Origin of the sequence: Pseudomonas baetica (assembly GCF_019733355.1) — a bacterium.
Lineage (GTDB): Bacteria > Pseudomonadota > Gammaproteobacteria > Pseudomonadales > Pseudomonadaceae > Aquipseudomonas > Aquipseudomonas baetica_A.
This window is the reverse complement of sequence record NZ_JAIHLQ010000004.1, coordinates 62,301-79,242: the sequence shown is the minus strand read 5'-3', so window position 1 is coordinate 79,242 and position 16,942 is coordinate 62,301. Positions and strand designations below refer to the sequence as shown.

The 16,942-nt window shown below is 60.1% G+C and carries 13 protein-coding genes; 9 read left to right on the top strand and 4 right to left on the bottom strand.

Annotated elements, in window-relative coordinates; all coding sequences use genetic code 11:
- Positions 1 to 126: 126 nt before the first annotated feature.
- Genes K5E40_RS05045 through K5E40_RS05035 form a run of 3 tightly spaced genes read right to left on the bottom strand, consistent with a single transcriptional unit; the run spans position 127 to position 2,510 of the window.
- Complete coding sequence (locus K5E40_RS05045; RefSeq protein ID WP_221729920.1) at positions 127 to 522, bottom strand: DNA polymerase III subunit chi; 396 nt, start codon at positions 520 to 522, stop codon at positions 127 to 129.
- 8 nt (positions 523 to 530) lie between these two features.
- On the bottom strand, positions 531 to 959 hold the full coding sequence (locus tag K5E40_RS05040) for a DNA polymerase III subunit chi (protein WP_221729919.1): 429 nt from the start codon (positions 957 to 959) through the stop codon (positions 531 to 533).
- A 60-nt stretch (positions 960 to 1,019) separates the two neighbouring features.
- Positions 1,020 to 2,510, bottom strand: coding sequence for a leucyl aminopeptidase (locus tag K5E40_RS05035; RefSeq protein WP_221729918.1), 1,491 nt, complete (start codon positions 2,508 to 2,510; stop codon positions 1,020 to 1,022).
- A 308-nt stretch (positions 2,511 to 2,818) separates the two neighbouring features.
- On the opposite strand from K5E40_RS05035, the gene lptF reads away from it, so the two are divergent.
- The 8 genes from lptF to pdxJ all read left to right on the top strand — a co-directional run bounded on the left by lptF (position 2,819) and on the right by pdxJ (position 11,230).
- Positions 2,819 to 3,940: an LPS export ABC transporter permease LptF gene (gene lptF, locus K5E40_RS05030; RefSeq protein ID WP_221729917.1), complete on the top strand. Its 1,122-nt coding sequence runs from the start codon at positions 2,819 to 2,821 to the stop codon at positions 3,938 to 3,940.
- Positions 3,933 to 4,994, top strand: coding sequence for an LPS export ABC transporter permease LptG (gene lptG / locus K5E40_RS05025; protein WP_221729916.1), 1,062 nt, complete (start codon positions 3,933 to 3,935; stop codon positions 4,992 to 4,994). Before lptF ends, lptG begins: the two co-directional genes overlap by 8 nt.
- A gap of 172 nt (positions 4,995 to 5,166) precedes the next feature.
- Positions 5,167 to 6,963, top strand: coding sequence for a translation elongation factor 4 (gene lepA / locus K5E40_RS05020; protein WP_221729915.1), 1,797 nt, complete (start codon positions 5,167 to 5,169; stop codon positions 6,961 to 6,963).
- A 9-nt stretch (positions 6,964 to 6,972) separates the two neighbouring features.
- Complete coding sequence (lepB, locus tag K5E40_RS05015) at positions 6,973 to 7,827, top strand: signal peptidase I (protein WP_221729914.1); 855 nt, start codon at positions 6,973 to 6,975, stop codon at positions 7,825 to 7,827.
- A 169-nt stretch (positions 7,828 to 7,996) separates the two neighbouring features.
- Positions 7,997 to 8,686 (top strand): ribonuclease III, encoded by a 690-nt coding sequence (gene rnc / locus K5E40_RS05010; RefSeq protein ID WP_221729913.1) that lies wholly within the window; start codon positions 7,997 to 7,999, stop codon positions 8,684 to 8,686.
- Positions 8,679 to 9,581 carry a GTPase Era gene (gene era, locus K5E40_RS05005; RefSeq protein WP_221729912.1) on the top strand — a complete coding sequence of 301 codons (903 nt, stop codon included), beginning with the start codon at positions 8,679 to 8,681 and terminating at the stop codon, positions 9,579 to 9,581. Before rnc ends, era begins: the two co-directional genes overlap by 8 nt.
- Before the next feature lie 169 nt (positions 9,582 to 9,750).
- Complete coding sequence (recO, locus tag K5E40_RS05000; protein ID WP_221729911.1) at positions 9,751 to 10,440, top strand: DNA repair protein RecO; 690 nt, start codon at positions 9,751 to 9,753, stop codon at positions 10,438 to 10,440.
- A gap of 46 nt (positions 10,441 to 10,486) precedes the next feature.
- Complete coding sequence (gene pdxJ / locus K5E40_RS04995; RefSeq protein WP_221729910.1) at positions 10,487 to 11,230, top strand: pyridoxine 5'-phosphate synthase; 744 nt, start codon at positions 10,487 to 10,489, stop codon at positions 11,228 to 11,230.
- 66 nt (positions 11,231 to 11,296) lie between these two features.
- Here pdxJ and mltF read toward each other — a convergent pair whose 3' ends face one another.
- Complete coding sequence (mltF, locus tag K5E40_RS04990; protein ID WP_221729909.1) at positions 11,297 to 12,757, bottom strand: membrane-bound lytic murein transglycosylase MltF; 1,461 nt, start codon at positions 12,755 to 12,757, stop codon at positions 11,297 to 11,299.
- Positions 12,758 to 13,042: 285 nt separating this feature from the next.
- On the opposite strand from mltF, the gene purL reads away from it, so the two are divergent.
- Entirely contained in the window at positions 13,043 to 16,939 is a 3,897-nt protein-coding gene (purL, locus tag K5E40_RS04985) for a phosphoribosylformylglycinamidine synthase (RefSeq protein ID WP_221729908.1), read from the top strand.
- Positions 16,940 to 16,942 lie beyond the last annotated feature (3 nt).

Below are 16,942 nucleotides of genomic sequence, written 5' to 3'. Positions count from 1 at the left end.
GGGAGGGGCCGCTGGAGATCTAAACTGTCGGAGCCAGCCTGCTGGCGATGGCATCACTGCGGTTCTGCGGGAAAACCTCGGTGTTGCCATCGCCAGCAGGCTGGCTCCCTCAGGGGGTGGTGGGCGTTATTCGTACTGGCTAAGCAACCGTTCCATCCGTGCATCGAGGCGGCGTTTGATTTCGGTTTCGATGTGGGGCGCGAAGTCGTCGATCACGTCTTGCATGATCAACTGTGCGGCGGCGCGCAGTTCGCTGTCCAGGTGCAGCAGCGCATCCGGGCCTTTGTCGATGGTCGCCGAAGGTTGCGCGGCAGGTGTCGCAGAGGGAGCGGGTGGGGGTTCGACGGCTGGCGGCTCGGTGCCGGCTGAGTCGAACAGCATCGGAATCTGTTCCTGTTCACCGTCGTCGACCGTGTCGGTCAGCAGCGGCGGTTGCAGGTTGTCATCGCCGAGCAACTGGCGGATCGATTCAAGATCGTCCAGCAAGTGTGCGGACTTTTGCTGCGGTTTCGGAGTGTCCATCGGAATGCTCAGAGTCGCTGTAAACGGTGATCTTGCAGAGGATAGCCCTGTTCGCGGTAGAAACGGAAACTCTCCCGCGCAGCCGCTCGTATGGTTGGATCTTCTACCACCACTTCCGCCACCCGGGCGAATTTGCTGGCGAAAGTCGGGACTTTCAGGTCGAGGTTGACCAGCAGATCCTGATGCTCGCCGCAGTCAGCGCCCAGTCCCAGCACGATCAAACCGTCTGGTTCGCTGTCGGCCGGGCCGTGGGGCACGAAGGTTTCGCCCTTGAACGCCCACAAGCGAGCATCTAGATCGTCACGCTGAGCGGCATCGCTGCAATGCAGGTAGATGCGGTGGCCCATGCGCCAGGCTTTTTCAGTGAGCTTGCAGGCAAAGTCCAGGCGTGCCGAGGGATCGGCGCTGGGCAGGATATAAAAGTCGACTTTGGTCATTGCGGTTCCAGAGCGGCAAACGGCGTCACCCTAAAGTGACGCCGCCGCCCGTCAGCGGTTTCAGGCTTTGGCGCGATCGAGCAGGTACTGGGTCAGCAGTGGCACCGGACGGCCGGTGGCGCCCTTGTCCTTGCCGCCGCTGGTCCATGCGGTGCCGGCGATGTCCAGGTGCGCCCAGTTGAGGTTCTTGGTGAAGCGCGACAGGAAGCAAGCTGCTGTGATGGTGCCGGCCTTCGGGCCGCCAATGTTGGCGATGTCGGCGAACGGGCTGTCCAGTTGCTCTTGATACTCATCGAACAGCGGCAGTTGCCAGGCACGGTCGTCGGCCGTTTTGCCGGCGCTGAGCAGTTGCTCGATCAGTTCGTCGTTGTTGCCCAGCAGGCCGGAAGTGTGTGCACCCAGTGCCACGACGCAGGCGCCGGTCAGGGTGGCGATGTCGATCACCGCTTGCGGCTTGAAGCGCTCGGAGTAGGTCAGGGCGTCGCACAGCACCAGACGGCCTTCGGCGTCGGTGTTGAGGATTTCCACGGTCTGGCCGCTCATGGTGGTGACGATGTCGCCCGGACGCGAGGCATTGCCGCTCGGCATGTTTTCGGCGCAGGCGAGGATGCACACCAGGTTGATCGGCAGCTTCAACTCGAGCACGGCGCGCACGGTACCGAAGACGCTGGCAGCACCGCCCATGTCGTACTTCATTTCGTCCATGCCGGCGCCCGGCTTCAGGCTGATACCGCCGGTGTCGAAGGTGATGCCTTTGCCGACCAGTGCGTATGGCTTCTCGGATTTCTTGCCACCGTTGTATTGCATGACGATCAGGCGCGGCGGTTGGGCGCTGCCCTGGCCGACGGCGTAGAACGAACCCATGCCCAGCGCCTTGATCTTCTTCTCGTCGAGGACTTCGACTTTCAGATCCTTGAACGCTTTGCCCAGATCCTTGGCTTGCTCGCCGAGGAACGTCGGGTGGCAGATGTTCGGCGGCAGGTTGCCCAGATTACGGGTAAAGGCCATGCCGTTCGCGATTGCAGTCGCGTGAGTCACGGCGCGCTGCACTTCGGCCTGGGCAGCCTTGATGGTCAGCAGGGTGATTTTCTTCAGGGCGCGCGGTTCGGCTTTCTGGCTCTTGAACTGGTCGAAGGTGTATTCGCCGTCCAGCAGGGTTTCTGCCAGCAGACGGGTTTTGCCGTAGCTGTCGCGGTTTTTGACAATGATTTCATCCAGCGCCAGTACGGCATCACTGCCGCCCAGGCCCTTCAGCGTGTTGAGGATGCCGGCAACGATTTTGCGCAGCGGGCGGTCGCCCAGTTCTTCATCCTTGCCCACACCGACCAGCAGCACGCGCTCGGCTTTGAGGTTCGGCAGGCTGTGCAGCAGCAGGCTTTGGCCGACTTTGCCGGCCAGATCGCCACGCTTGAGTACGGCGCTGATCGCGCCGCCGCTCAGTTCATCGAGCTGCTTGGCGGCGACGCCGAGCTTGCGGCCTTCACCGACGGCAACCACCAGGGTGGCGGTTTTCAACGTTTCTGGGCTAACGCTTTTTACAACCAGTTCCATGTCCGGATCCCTGAATGAATGATCAACACACAGGCGTTCGACGGTGTTCGCAGTCGCCTGCTTATAGATAGAAGAGGCGCAGGCCAAGGCCTGCGACAAGGGCCGCAGTTTGAACCTCGCTCACCGCGCCTGACAACCCTCGGTTGTACGATCTTCAACCGATTGCACCCACGGATGAGTGTGCGCAGTGACAGGCGCCCTCAATCACAGGATAATGCCGCATCTTTTTTCGACGGCTCTGCCTTGCGGGCCGGTTGATGTGTTTGCTTGTTTGGCCGCCTTAGCCTGACAACCCTGGAGTGTCTGGTTTGATCGTCTTCCGTTATCTGTCCCGCGAAGTCCTGTTGACCCTCAGCGCTGTGAGTGCTGTGCTGCTGGTCATCATCATGAGCGGTCGCTTCATCAAATACCTCGCTCAGGCCGCTGCCGGCCAGCTCGATCCGGGTTCTCTGTTCCTGATCATGGGCTATCGTCTGCCGGGGTTCATGCAACTGATTCTGCCGCTGGGCCTGTTCCTCGGGATCCTGCTGGCCTACGGTCGCCTGTACCTCGAAAGCGAAATGACCGTGCTCTCGGCCACCGGCATGAGCCAGCAGAAGCTGTTTCGCATCACGCTGTTTCCGGCCACCCTGGTTGCACTGGTCGTGGCATGGCTGAGCCTGGGCCTGGCCCCGCAAGGTGCCAACCAGTTCCAGTTGCTGCTCAACAAGCAGGACGCGCTCACCGAATTCGATACGCTCGAGCCAGGTCGCTTCCAGGCTCTGCGTGATGGCACCCGCGTGACCTACACCGAAACGCTGAGCGATGACCGCGTCAATCTGGGCAGCGTGTTTATCTCGCAGAAGAACCTCGGCGCCGATCAGAAGGATCGCGGGATTTCCGTACTGGTGGCCGAGAAGGGGCGTCAGGAAGTTCGTCCTGACGGCAATCGCTATCTGATTCTCGAAGACGGCTATCGTTATGACGGCAGCCCAGGGCTGGCCGATTACCGCGCCATCCATTACGAAACCTATGGCGTTTTGCTGCCCAAGCCGGACGTCAGCGAAGAAGTCACTGACCGCGATGCGATGCCGACATCGACCTTGCTGGGCAATGATGACATCCGCTCCAAAACCGAACTGCAATGGCGTCTGTCCCTGCCGTTGCTGGTGTTTATCGTGACCCTGATGGCGGTGCCGCTGTCGCGAGTCAATCCGCGTCAAGGGCGTTTCCTCAAGTTGCTGCCGGCGATTCTTCTTTATATGGCTTACCTGACCATCCTGATTGCCGCCCGCGGCGCCCTTGAAAAAGGCAAGATTCCACCCGCCCTCGGCCTGTGGTGGGTGCATGCGATCTTCCTGTTCATCGGTATCGGCCTGCTGTACTGGGAGCCGCTGCGCCTGAAGATGGCCAGCCGTCGCGCCGCTGCACTGGAGGTGGCCCGTGGTTAAACTCGACCGCTATATCGGCAGCAGCGTCTTCATGGCGATCATCGCCGTGCTGGCAATCATTCTCGGTCTGGCGACCCTGTTCGCCTTTATCGATGAGATGGGCGACGTCAGCGATACCTACACCCTGGTTGATGTCCTGGGGTTCGTTTTGCTGACCGCGCCACGCCGGCTCTATGAAATGCTGCCGATGGCAGCGTTGATTGGTTGCCTGATCGGCCTCGGCAGTCTGGCCAGCAGCAGTGAACTGACCGTGATGCGCGCTGCCGGCGTGTCCATCGGCCGGATCGTCTGGGCGGTGATGAAGCCGATGCTGGTGCTGATGCTGGCCGGCGTGCTGATCGGTGAGTACGTTGCCCCTGCCACCGAAAGCATGGCCCAGGCCAACCGCTCGCTGGCTCAGGGCAGTGGCGACGCGCAAAGCGCCAAGCACGGTATGTGGCACCGCCAGGGTGAAGAGTTCATTCACATCAACGCCGTTCAACCCAATGGCCTGTTGTATGGCGTGACGCGCTATCGCTTTGACAAAGAGCGCCATCTGCTGAGTTCGAGCTTCGCCAAAAAGGCCGAGTTCGATAAAGATCACTGGGAACTCACCGACGTTGCAACCACCGTTTTCCATGACCGCAGCACCGAGGTTGTAAACACGCCCACTGAGCGTTGGGACGTGTCCCTGAGCCCGCAATTGCTGAGCACAGTGGTCATGGCTCCGGAATCGCTGTCAATCACCGGCCTGTGGGGTTACATCCACTATCTGGCGGAGCAGGGCCTGAGCAACGGCCGTTACTGGCTGGCATTTTGGGTCAAGGTGTTGCAGCCATTGGTCACCGCCGCACTGGTATTGATGGCCATTTCCTTTATCTTCGGCCCGCTGCGTTCGGTGACCTTGGGTCAGCGTGTCTTCACTGGCGTGCTGGTCGGCTTCACCTTTCGCATCGTTCAGGATTTGCTCGGCCCATCGAGCCTGGTATTCGGTTTCTCACCGCTGTTCGCGGTGCTGGTGCCGGCCGGAGTCTGTGCGCTGGCCGGTGTCTGGCTGCTGCGACGAGCGGGTTGATGAACAAGCTTTCATCCGCCGTTTAACCCTGAAAACGCCTCGATCAACCGATCGGGGCGTTTTTGTATGCAATCCGGGTGACAGGTGAACGTGACGCTTGCGCCGTGTATCAGGTACAATTCCCGGCTATTTTTCGGCGGGCCAAGCCTGCAGCCTTTTTGAGTGTTGATCCGTGAGTGATTTGAGTCATATCCGCAATTTCTCCATCATCGCCCACATTGACCATGGCAAGTCGACGCTGGCCGATCGCTTCATCCAGATGTGCGGCGGCCTGGCCGAGCGTGAAATGGAAGCCCAGGTACTGGATTCCATGGATCTGGAGCGTGAACGCGGGATCACCATCAAGGCCCACAGCGTTACCCTCTATTACAAAGCCAAAGATGGCGTCACCTACCAACTGAACTTCATTGACACCCCGGGCCACGTCGACTTCACCTATGAAGTCAGCCGTTCCCTGGCTGCGTGTGAAGGTGCCTTGCTGGTGGTCGATGCCGGTCAAGGTGTTGAAGCCCAGTCCGTGGCCAACTGCTACACCGCGATCGAGCAGGGCCTTGAGGTCATGCCGGTCCTGAACAAGATCGACCTGCCGCAGGCCGAACCGGACCGCGTCAAGGACGAGATCGAGAAGATCATCGGCATCGACGCCGCCGACGCCGTCACCTGCAGCGCCAAGACCGGCCTGGGTGTCGACGAAGTGCTCGAGCGTCTGGTGCACACTATTCCTGCGCCGACCGGCAACATCGAAGATCCGCTGCAAGCGTTGATCATCGATTCCTGGTTCGACAACTATCTGGGCGTTGTCTCCCTGGTTCGCGTGCGCCACGGCCGTGTGAAGAAGGGCGACAAGATCCTGGTGAAATCCACCGGCAAGATCCACCTGGTCGACAGCGTCGGCGTGTTCAATCCGAAACACACCGCCACGGTTGACCTGAAGGCCGGTGAAGTGGGCTTCATCATCGCCAGCATCAAGGACATCCACGGTGCTCCGGTCGGTGACACCCTGACCCTCAGCTCCACCCCGGATGTTCCGGTACTGCCGGGCTTCAAACGCATCCAGCCACAGGTTTACGCCGGTCTGTTCCCGGTCAGCTCCGACGATTTCGAAGATTTCCGCGAAGCGCTGCAGAAGCTGACCCTCAACGACTCGTCGCTGCAATACACCCCGGAAAGCTCCGACGCACTGGGCTTCGGCTTCCGTTGCGGCTTCCTCGGCATGCTGCACATGGAAATCATCCAGGAGCGCCTGGAGCGCGAATACGACCTGGACCTGATCACCACGGCGCCGACGGTAATCTTCGAACTGGTGCTCAAAACCGGCGAAACGATTTACGTCGACAACCCGTCCAAGCTTCCGGATGTCTCGGCCATCGAAGACATGCGCGAGCCGATCGTGCGTGCCAACATCCTGGTTCCGCAAGAACACCTGGGCAACGTCATCACCCTGTGCATCGAGAAACGCGGCGTACAGGTCGACATGCTGTTCCTCGGCAATCAGGTGCAAGTCACTTACGACCTGCCGATGAACGAAGTGGTACTGGACTTCTTCGACCGTCTCAAATCCACCAGCCGCGGCTATGCTTCGCTGGACTACCATTTCGATCGTTACCAATCGGCTAATCTGGTGAAACTGGACGTGCTGATCAACGGCGACAAGGTCGATGCTCTGGCGTTGATCGTGCACCGTGACAACTCGCACTACAAAGGTCGCCAGTTGACCGAGAAGATGAAAGAACTGATTCCGCGACAGATGTTCGACGTGGCCATCCAGGCCGCCATTGGCGGTCAGATCGTTGCACGGACAACCGTCAAGGCGCTCAGAAAGAACGTATTGGCCAAATGCTACGGTGGTGACGTCAGCCGTAAGAAGAAACTGCTCGAGAAGCAAAAGGCCGGTAAGAAACGCATGAAGCAGGTCGGCAACGTGGAAATTCCACAAGAAGCCTTCCTCGCCGTGCTCAGGTTGGAATAGTCAGGTCCTATGTCACTAAATTTCCCGCTGTTGCTGGTCATCGCCGTGTTCGTCTGCGGCCTGTTGGCGTTGCTTGATCTGTTGATCCTCGCGCCGCGTCGGCGCGCTGCCATTGCCTCTTATCAAGGCAGTGTCAGCCAACCCGATGTGGTGGTGGTTGAGAAACTGAACAAAGAGCCGCTGCTGGTGGAATACGGCAAGTCGTTCTTCCCGGTGTTGTTCATCGTGCTGGTGCTGCGTTCGTTCCTGGTGGAGCCGTTCCAGATCCCGTCCGGTTCGATGAAGCCGACCCTGGATGTCGGCGACTTCATTCTGGTGAACAAGTTTTCTTACGGGATCCGCCTGCCGGTGATCGACAAGAAAATCATCGAAGTCGGTGATCCGCAGCGGGGCGACGTGATGGTGTTTCGCTACCCAAGCGACCCGAGCGTCAACTACATCAAGCGTGTAGTCGGCCTGCCGGGCGACACAGTGCGTTACACCGCTGACAAGCGTCTGTTCGTCAATGGCGAATCGATTGCCGAGCAGTTGGTCGGCTCCGAGCCGGGCACCTTGGGCAGCGCTGAGCTCTATCAGGAAAAACTCGGCGCCGCCGAGCACTTGATCCGCAAGGAAATGAGCCGCTACCGCGCGACCCCGGATCATTCGTGGACCGTGCCGGCCGGGCACTACTTCATGATGGGCGACAACCGCGACAACTCGAACGACAGTCGCTACTGGGATGATCCAAACATTCCCAAGGACATGTTGGGCATGGTTCCCGACCAGAATATCGTCGGCAAGGCCTTTGCAGTCTGGATGAGCTGGCCGGAACCGAAACTCAGCCACCTGCCGAATTTCTCGCGGGTTGGCCTGATCAAGTAATCACACACGGCGCTGTTGACCACAGCGCCGAATGCATTTCTGGAGTCGACACAATCGGCTTCGCAATAGCCAGGATGTAATTTTTGAACACAGCGTTAATTGTCCCAGGCCTGCGCCGTACCCCGGCGATGGCGGTGGAATCCAGCTTTGATCTCAGCGTGGGTAAACCGTGAGCGCCTCATTAAGCCGTCTCGAGCGTCAGCTCGGTTACACCTTCAAGGATCAGGAGCTGATGCTCCTGGCCCTCACACACCGCAGTTTCGCCGGGCGTAACAACGAACGCCTGGAATTCCTCGGTGATGCCATCCTCAACTTCGTTGCGGGCGAGGCGCTGTTCGATCGCTTCCCGCTCGCCCGTGAAGGCCAGTTATCGCGTTTGCGCGCACGCTTGGTGAAAGGTGAGACGCTGGCCGTGCTGGCTCGCGGTTTCGACCTGGGTGATTATCTGCGTCTGGGTTCCGGCGAGTTGAAAAGTGGCGGTTTCCGTCGCGAATCGATTCTGGCCGATGCCCTCGAAGCCTTGATCGGTGCGATTTACCTCGACGCCGGCATGGACATGGCTCGCGAGCGCGTACTGGCCTGGCTGGCGGGTGAGTTCGAAGGTCTGACCCTGGTCGACACCAACAAGGATCCGAAGACCCGCCTGCAGGAATTCCTGCAATCACGCGGTTGCGACCTGCCTCGTTACGAGGTGGTGGATATCCAGGGCGAGCCGCACTGCCGAACCTTCTTCGTCGAGTGCGAAGTTGTCTTACTGAATGAAAAAAGCCGAGGTCAGGGTGTGAGCCGTCGTATTGCCGAACAGGTAGCGGCCGCCGCAGCACTGATTGCCCTGGGCGTGGAGAATGGCAATGACTGATACAAACGCAACTCGCTGTGGCTACGTTGCCATCGTCGGCCGTCCCAACGTGGGCAAGTCCACGCTGCTGAACCACATTCTTGGTCAGAAGCTGGCGATCACCTCGCGCAAGCCACAAACCACTCGTCACAACATGCTCGGGATCAAGACCGAGGGTGGCGTGCAGGCGATCTACGTCGACACCCCCGGCATGCACAAGGGTGGCGAAAAGGCGCTGAACCGTTACATGAACAAGACCGCTTCGGCGGCGTTGAAAGACGTCGACGTGGTGATCTTCGTGGTCGATCGCACCAAGTGGACCGAAGAAGACCAGATGGTGCTGGAGCGTGTGCAATACGTGACCGGCCCGCTGATCGTCGCACTGAACAAGACCGACCGTATCGAAGACAAAGCCGAGCTGATGCCGCACCTGAGCTGGTTGCAGGAACAGCTGCCGAACGCGCAGATCATCCCGATTTCGGCGCAGCACGGGCATAACCTCGACGCGCTGGAAAAGGTGATTGCCGATCACCTGCCGGAAAACGATCACTTCTTCCCCGAAGACCAGATCACTGACCGCAGTAGCCGTTTTCTTGCCGCTGAACTGGTGCGCGAGAAAATCATGCGCCAGATGGGCGCTGAGCTGCCATACCAGATCACCGTCGAAATCGAAGAGTTCAAGCAGCAGGGCAAGACCCTGCACATCCATGCGCTGATCCTCGTCGAACGTGACGGCCAGAAGAAGATCATCATTGGCGACAAGGGCGAGCGCATCAAACGCATCGGCACCGAAGCGCGCAAGGACATGGAGTTGTTGTTCGACTCCAAGATCATGCTCAACCTGTGGGTCAAGGTGAAGGGCGGCTGGTCCGACGACGAGCGTGCGCTGCGTTCGCTGGGTTACGGCGACCTGTAATACCGGTTTTCTGATACTCCAGAGAACCCCCCTGTGGGAGCGGGCTTGCTCGCGAATGCGCAGTGTCAGTCGACATACACTTCGACTGATTCACCGCTTTCGCGAGCAAGCCCGCTCCCACAGTAGTTTTGGGTTGTGAGTAAAACCGCGTTTCTTCATCGAGAATTCCATGTCGCAAACCCCACCTCCTGCCCAACGCGCCTACGTCCTGCATTCGCGCGCCTACCGCGAAACCAGCGCGTTGGTGGACTTCCTCACGCCGCAAGGTCGGCTGCGAGCGGTGCTGCGCAGTGCGCGGGGCAAGGCCGGGACGTTGGCGCGGCCGTTCGTGGCGCTGGAAGTCGAGTTTCGCGGCAAGGGCGAGTTGAAGAATGTCGGGCGCATGGAAAGTGCCGGCACTTGCGCCTGGCTCAATGGCGAGGCGCTGTTCAGCGGTCTTTACCTCAACGAGCTATTGATCCGCCTGCTGCCTGCCGAAGATCCGCACCCGGCGGTGTTCGATCACTACGCAGCAACCCTGCTGGCTCTGGCCGAAGGCCGGCCGCTGGAACCGTTGTTGCGCTCTTTCGAATGGCGTCTGCTCGATGACCTCGGTTACGGCTTTTCCATGAATACCGATATTCACGGCGAGCCTGTTGCGCCCGATGGTCTCTACCGTCTGCAAGTGGACGCCGGCCTTGAGCGCGTTTACTTGCTGCAACCCGGCCTGTTCAACGGCGTTGAATTACTCGCCATGGCCGAAGCCGACTGGTCGGCTCCCGGCGCACTCTCCGCCGCCAAGCGTTTGATGCGTCAGGCCTTGGCCGTTCACCTCGGCGGTCGCCCTCTGGTCAGTCGCGAGCTGTTTCGCAAGCCCTAGCCCCGTGTATGCTGTGCGCCGAATCTTTCCATTCAGGAGCGCATCCGTGACCACCAGCAATCGCATTCTTCTTGGCGTGAACATCGACCACGTCGCCACCCTGCGTCAGGCCCGTGGCACGCGTTACCCGGATCCGGTCAAGGCTGCGCTGGACGCGGAAGAGGCGGGCGCCGATGGCATCACGGTGCATCTGCGCGAAGACCGTCGGCACATTCAGGAGCGCGACGTACTGTTGCTCAAGGACGTGCTGCAAACCCGCATGAACTTCGAAATGGGCGTCACCGAAGAAATGATGGCGTTTGCCGAACGCATCCGTCCTGCGCACATCTGCCTGGTCCCGGAAACCCGTCAGGAGCTGACCACCGAAGGCGGTCTGGATGTGGCAGGGCAGGAAGAACGCATCAAAGCGGCGGTTGAGCGTCTGTCGAAGATCGGCAGCGAGGTGTCGCTGTTCATCGATGCCGACGAGCGTCAGATTGCGGCCTCCAAGCGCGTCGGTGCGCCGGCCATTGAGCTGCACACCGGGCGTTATGCCGATGCCGAAACCCCGACCGACGTCGCTGAAGAACTGAAGCGAGTGGCGGACGGTGTGGCGTTTGGTCTGGCTCAGGGGCTGATCGTCAATGCCGGTCATGGTCTGCATTACCACAACGTTGAGGCCGTGGCCGCGATCAAGGGCATCAACGAGCTGAACATCGGCCATGCGCTGGTGGCGCATGCGTTGTTCGTTGGCTTCAAGTCTGCCGTCTCTGAAATGAAAGCGCTGATTCTGGCGGCTGCAAAAGCTTAAGCCTCATCGCAAAACCAATGTGGGAGCCAGCAGGCTGGCTCCCACATTTGATTGAAGGTATCTGGGCTAGAGCGGGGCTGGCTCTTGAGTCGGTTTGGACTTGTCGATCCCCGGTACATGCAGGTTGCCTTCAGCCACCTGATCACCTTCAAGCTGCGGCTGGGTCACCCAAGTGAGGATGTCGTAGTAGCGACGAATGTTTGCGACAAAATGCACCGGCTCGCCGCCCCGGGCGTAGCCATAGCGGGTCTTGCTGTACCACTGCTTCTGCGCGAGGCGCGGCAGCATTTTCTTCACATCCAGCCACTTGTTCGGGTTCAGGCCTTCTTTGGAGGCCAGTTTGCGGGCGTCATCCAGATGACCGCTGCCGACGTTGTACGCCGCCAGGGCAAACCAGGTGCGATCCGGCTCCTGAATCGAATCGTCGAGCTGATCCTTCATGTTAGCCAGGTACTTCGCGCCGCCCATGATGCTCTGCTTCGGATCGAGTCGGTTGGACACACCCATGGCCTGAGCGGTGTTCTGGGTCAGCATCATCAGCCCGCGTACGCCGGTTTTCGAGGTGACCGTCGGTTGCCACAGTGATTCCTGATAACCGATGGCCGCGAGCAGGCGCCAGTCGACTTTCTCTTTCTTGGCATAGGTCTTGAAGTGCTGTTCGTATTTGGGCAGGCGTTGCTGCAAGTGCTGGGCGAACGTGGTGGCGCCCATGTAGCCGAGGACGTCGACATGCCCGTAATAGCGGTCTTTGAGGCGTTGCAGGGTGCCGTTCTTCTGCACCTTGTCCAGATAGCTGTTGATCTCGTTGAGCAGGCTGTTGTCTTCTCCCGGTGCGACGGCCCAACTCTGGCTGCGCGCATCGCCGAGGTCGAAGGCCACGCGGATGTTGGTGAAGTACACCTGGTTCATTGCCACTTCGTTGGAGTCGACCAGGGTCAGGTCGATCTGGCCTTCATCAACCATGCGCAACAGGTCGACCACTTCAACCGCGTCGGACTCTTCGTATTCGATGGCGGGGTATTTCTGTTTCAGTTCGGCCAGTTGCTCGGCGTGGGTGCTGCCCTTGAGCACCATGATCTTCTTGCCCACCAGGTCACCGGCGTCGGTGGGCCGTGACTGGCCGTTGCGATAGATGATCTGTGGGGTGACTTCGAGGTAGGCGTGGGAAAACCTCACCTGTTTCTTGCGCTGGTCACTGCTGACCAGCCCGGCGGCAGCCAGGACCGGGCCGTTCGGTTTGCCGATCTGGTCGAAGAGGTCGTCAAGGTTGTCGGCAGTCTCGATTTTAAGCTCGACACCCAAATCTTCGGCAAAGCGCTTCACCAGCTCGTATTCGAAGCCGGTTTCACCGCTGCGATCCTGAAAGTAGGTGGCGGGGCTGTTTCGGGTAATCACCCGCAGCACACCATCCTCCTTTACGCGCTCGAGTGTGTTGGGTTTATCAACACAGCCACCGAGCAACAGGAAGAGTCCGGTTGCGATCAGCCATTTGGCGTACCGCGGACGCAAAGCCTTTGGGAAAAACATTTGCGCAGTATACGCAAAGGACCGCGGGCGCCATATCTCGACAGTGCAGGGCTTGTCTGCTAGCGATCACAAAACCGAGCGAAACCCCACAGAAACGGGCCTGCCGGGCATTTTGTTACAGCAAAAATAAGCCGTTGTCGCGGGCTGGGTAAATTTGACTTGCGAATCAGAAACACAGATCGACGTCCGGGTGCAACCGTGCGTAGCGTTTCGGGTGATGTTGAGGGCGGTTTAGGCTAGAATGCACGGCCTCAAAGCACACCCCTTCCCGAGGCTGTCCCGAAGATGTTGATCCTGCGCGGCGCTCCTGCCCTTTCTGCCTTTCGCCACAGCAAACTCCTTGAGCAACTGAGCCAGAAGGTTCCGGCTGTCAGTGGCTTGTATGCTGAATTCGCTCACTTCGCCGAAGTCACCGGCGTCCTGACCGGCGACGAACAGCAGGTGCTTGCGCGCCTTCTGAAGTACGGTCCAAGTGTTCCGGTTCAAGAGCCGACCGGCCGTCTGTTCCTGGTGTTGCCGCGTTTTGGCACCATCTCGCCATGGTCGAGCAAGGCCAGCGACATCGCTCGTAACTGCGGTCTGAGCAAGATCCAGCGCCTGGAGCGCGGCATCGCGTTCTACGTGGCCGGTCAGTTCAGCGACGCCCAAGCACAGCAGATTGCCGATGTCCTGCATGACCGCATGACCCAGATCGTTCTGGCCAACCTCGAACAGGCTGCCGGCCTGTTCAGCCACGCCGAGCCGAAGCCGCTGACCGCGATCGACATCCTCGGCGGCGGTCGCGCCGCGCTGGAAAAAGCCAACACCGAGCTGGGCCTGGCCTTGGCCGAAGACGAGATCGACTACCTGGTCGACGCCTTCAACGGTTTGCAGCGCAACCCGCACGACATCGAACTGATGATGTTCGCCCAGGCCAACTCCGAGCACTGCCGCCACAAGATCTTCAACGCCAGTTGGGATATTGATGGTCAGAGCCAGGAAAAAAGCCTGTTCGGCATGATCAAGAACACCTACGTGATGCACAGCGAAGGCGTTCTGTCGGCTTATAAGGACAACGCCTCGGTGATCGTCGGCAACGTTGCCGGCCGTTTCTTTCCGAACCCTGAGACCCGCCAGTACGGCGCGGTGCAGGAGCCGGTGCACATCCTGATGAAGGTTGAAACCCACAACCACCCAACCGCGATTGCCCCGTTCCCGGGCGCATCCACCGGTTCCGGTGGCGAGATCCGTGACGAAGGTGCAACCGGTCGTGGCGCCAAGCCTAAGGCTGGCCTGACCGGTTTCACCGTGTCGAACCTGCAAATCCCGGGCTTCGAACAGCCGTGGGAAGTGCCGTACGGCAAGCCTGAGCGCATCGTCACCGCGCTGGACATCATGATCGAAGGCCCGCTCGGCGGCGCCGCGTTCAACAACGAATTCGGTCGTCCGGCCCTGACCGGTTATTTCCGTACCTTTGAACAAGCGATCACCACCCCGCACGGTGACGAAGTTCGCGGTTACCACAAGCCGATCATGCTCGCTGGCGGCATGGGCAACATCCGCGAAGAACACGTCAAGAAAGGCGAGATCGTCGTCGGTTCCAAACTGATCGTACTCGGCGGCCCAGCGATGCTGATCGGTCTGGGTGGCGGTGCGGCTTCCTCCATGGCCACGGGCACCAGCTCGGCGGATCTGGACTTCGCTTCCGTACAGCGTGAAAACCCTGAGATGGAGCGTCGCTGCCAGGAAGTCATCGACCGTTGCTGGCAACTGGGCGACAAGAACCCGATCAGCTTCATCCACGACGTGGGGGCGGGCGGTCTGTCCAACGCCTTCCCGGAACTGGTCAACGACGGCGACCGCGGTGGCCGTTTCGAACTTCGCAACATTCCAAACGACGAGCCGGGCATGGCCCCGCACGAAATCTGGAGTAATGAATCCCAGGAACGCTACGTGCTGGCCGTTGGCCCGGAAGACTTCGAGCGCTTCCAGGCGATCTGCGAACGCGAGCGTTGCCCATTCGCGGTAGTCGGTGAAGCCACCGCCGAGCCGCAGCTTACTGTCACGGATAGCCACTTCGGCAATAACCCGGTGGACATGCCACTGGAAGTGTTGCTGGGCAAAGCCCCGCGCATGCACCGTTCGGTGGTGCGTGAAGCCGAGCTGGGCGATGACTTCGATCCGTCGAACCTCGACATCACCGAGTCCATCGAACGTGTTCTGCATCACCCGGCCGTGGCGAGCAAAAGCTTCCTGATCACCATCGGTGACCGCACCATCACCGGCCTCGTGGCCCGTGACCAAATGGTCGGTCCATGGCAGGTTCCGGTCGCCGACGTGGCCGTTACCGCCACCAGTTTCGACGTCTACACCGGTGAAGCCATGGCGATGGGCGAGCGGACTCCGCTGGCGCTGCTGGACGCTCCGGCGTCGGGCCGCATGGCCATCGGCGAAACCCTGACCAACATTGCCGCTTCGCGCATCAACAAGCTCTCCGACATCAAACTGTCGGCGAACTGGATGTCCGCTGCCGGTCACCCGGGTGAAGACGCACGTCTGTACGACACCGTGAAAGCGGTCGGTATGGAACTGTGCCCTGAGCTGGGTATCACCATTCCGGTGGGCAAGGACTCGATGTCCATGGCCACCCGTTGGAACGACAACGGCGAAGAAAAAACCGTGACCTCGCCGATGTCGCTGATCGTGACCGGTTTCGCGCCAGTGGCTGACATCCGTCAGACCCTGACCCCGGAACTGCGCATGGACAAGGGCACCACCGACCTGATCCTGATCGACCTCGGTCGCGGGCAGAATCGCATGGGTGCTTCGATCCTTGCGCAAGTACACGGCAAGCTCGGCAAGCACGCGCCGGACGTCGATGACGCCGAAGACCTGAAAGCCTTCTTCGCCGTGATCCAGGGCCTCAACGCCGACGGTCACCTGCTGGCTTACCACGACCGTTCCGACGGTGGTCTGCTGACTTCTGTGGTGGAAATGGCCTTCGCTGGCCACTGCGGTCTGAGTCTTAACCTGGACAGCGTTGCCGAAAGCTCCGCTGAAATCGCCGCCATCCTGTTCAACGAAGAACTGGGTGCCGTGATTCAGGTTCGTCAGGACGCCACGCCAGACATCCTCGCGCAGTTCAGCGCGGCCGGTCTGGGCGACTGTGTTTCGGTGATCGGTCAGCCGATCAACAATGGCCAGATCAACATCACCTTCAACGGTGACACCGTGTTCGAAGGCCAGCGTCGTCTGCTGCAACGTCAGTGGGCCGAGACCAGCTACCAGATCCAGCGTCTGCGTGACAACGCCGACTGCGCCGAACAAGAGTTCGACGTGCTGCTGGAAGAAGACAACCCGGGCCTGAGCGTCAAGCTGAGCTACGACGTCAACCAGGATGTCGCCGCGCCTTACATCAAAAAAGGCATCCGCCCACAGGTTGCCGTACTGCGTGAGCAGGGCGTCAACGGTCAGGTTGAAATGGCGGCAGCGTTCGACCGCGCCGGTTTCAACGCGATCGACGTGCACATGAGCGACATTCTGGCCGGCCGTGTCGACCTGAACGAGTTCAAAGGTCTGGTGGCGTGCGGTGGTTTCTCCTACGGCGACGTACTGGGTGCCGGTGAAGGCTGGGCCAAGTCGGCGCTGTTCAACAGCCGCGCCCGCGATGCGTTCCAGGGCTTCTTCGAACGCAACGACAGCTTCACCCTCGGCGTGTGCAACGGTTGCCAGATGATGTCCAACCTGCACGAACTGATCCCGGGCAGCGAGTTCTGGCCGCACTTCGTGCGCAACCGCTCCGAGCAGTTCGAAGCGCGCGTGGCGATGGTTCAGGTTCAGGAGTCGAACTCGATCTTCCTGCAGGGCATGGCCGGTTCGCGTATGCCGATCGCCATTGCTCACGGTGAAGGTCACGCCGAGTTTTCCAGCGAAGAAGCACTGCTGGAAGCGGATCTGTCGGGTTGTGTGGCGATGCGTTTTGTCGACAACCATGGCAAGGTCACCGAGCGCTATCCGGCTAACCCGAACGGTTCGCCGCGCGGGATTACCGGTCTCACCAGCCGTGATGGCCGCGTGACGATCATGATGCCGCACCCGGAGCGTGTGTTCCGTGCAGTGCAGAACTCGTGGCGTTCGGAAGACTGGAACGAAGACGCGCCTTGGATGCGTATGTTCCGTAATGCTCGTGTGTGGGTTAACTAAGGT

Excerpts from the sequence above, each read along its gene's own strand:
- mltF (WP_221729909.1), bottom strand. The coding sequence starts at position 12,757 with ATGTTTTTCCCAAAGGCTTTGCGTCCGCGGTACGCCAAATGGCTGATC.
- recO (WP_221729911.1), top strand. The coding sequence starts at position 9,751 with ATGTCGCAAACCCCACCTCCTGCCCAACGCGCCTACGTCCTGCATTCG.
- era (WP_221729912.1), top strand. The coding sequence starts at position 8,679 with ATGACTGATACAAACGCAACTCGCTGTGGCTACGTTGCCATCGTCGGC.
- K5E40_RS05035 (WP_221729918.1), bottom strand. The coding sequence starts at position 2,510 with ATGGAACTGGTTGTAAAAAGCGTTAGCCCAGAAACGTTGAAAACCGCC.
- K5E40_RS05045 (WP_221729920.1), bottom strand. The coding sequence starts at position 522 with ATGGACACTCCGAAACCGCAGCAAAAGTCCGCACACTTGCTGGACGAT.
- purL (WP_221729908.1), top strand. The coding sequence starts at position 13,043 with ATGTTGATCCTGCGCGGCGCTCCTGCCCTTTCTGCCTTTCGCCACAGC.
- lepB (WP_221729914.1), top strand. The coding sequence starts at position 6,973 with ATGTCACTAAATTTCCCGCTGTTGCTGGTCATCGCCGTGTTCGTCTGC.
- K5E40_RS05040 (WP_221729919.1), bottom strand. The coding sequence starts at position 959 with ATGACCAAAGTCGACTTTTATATCCTGCCCAGCGCCGATCCCTCGGCA.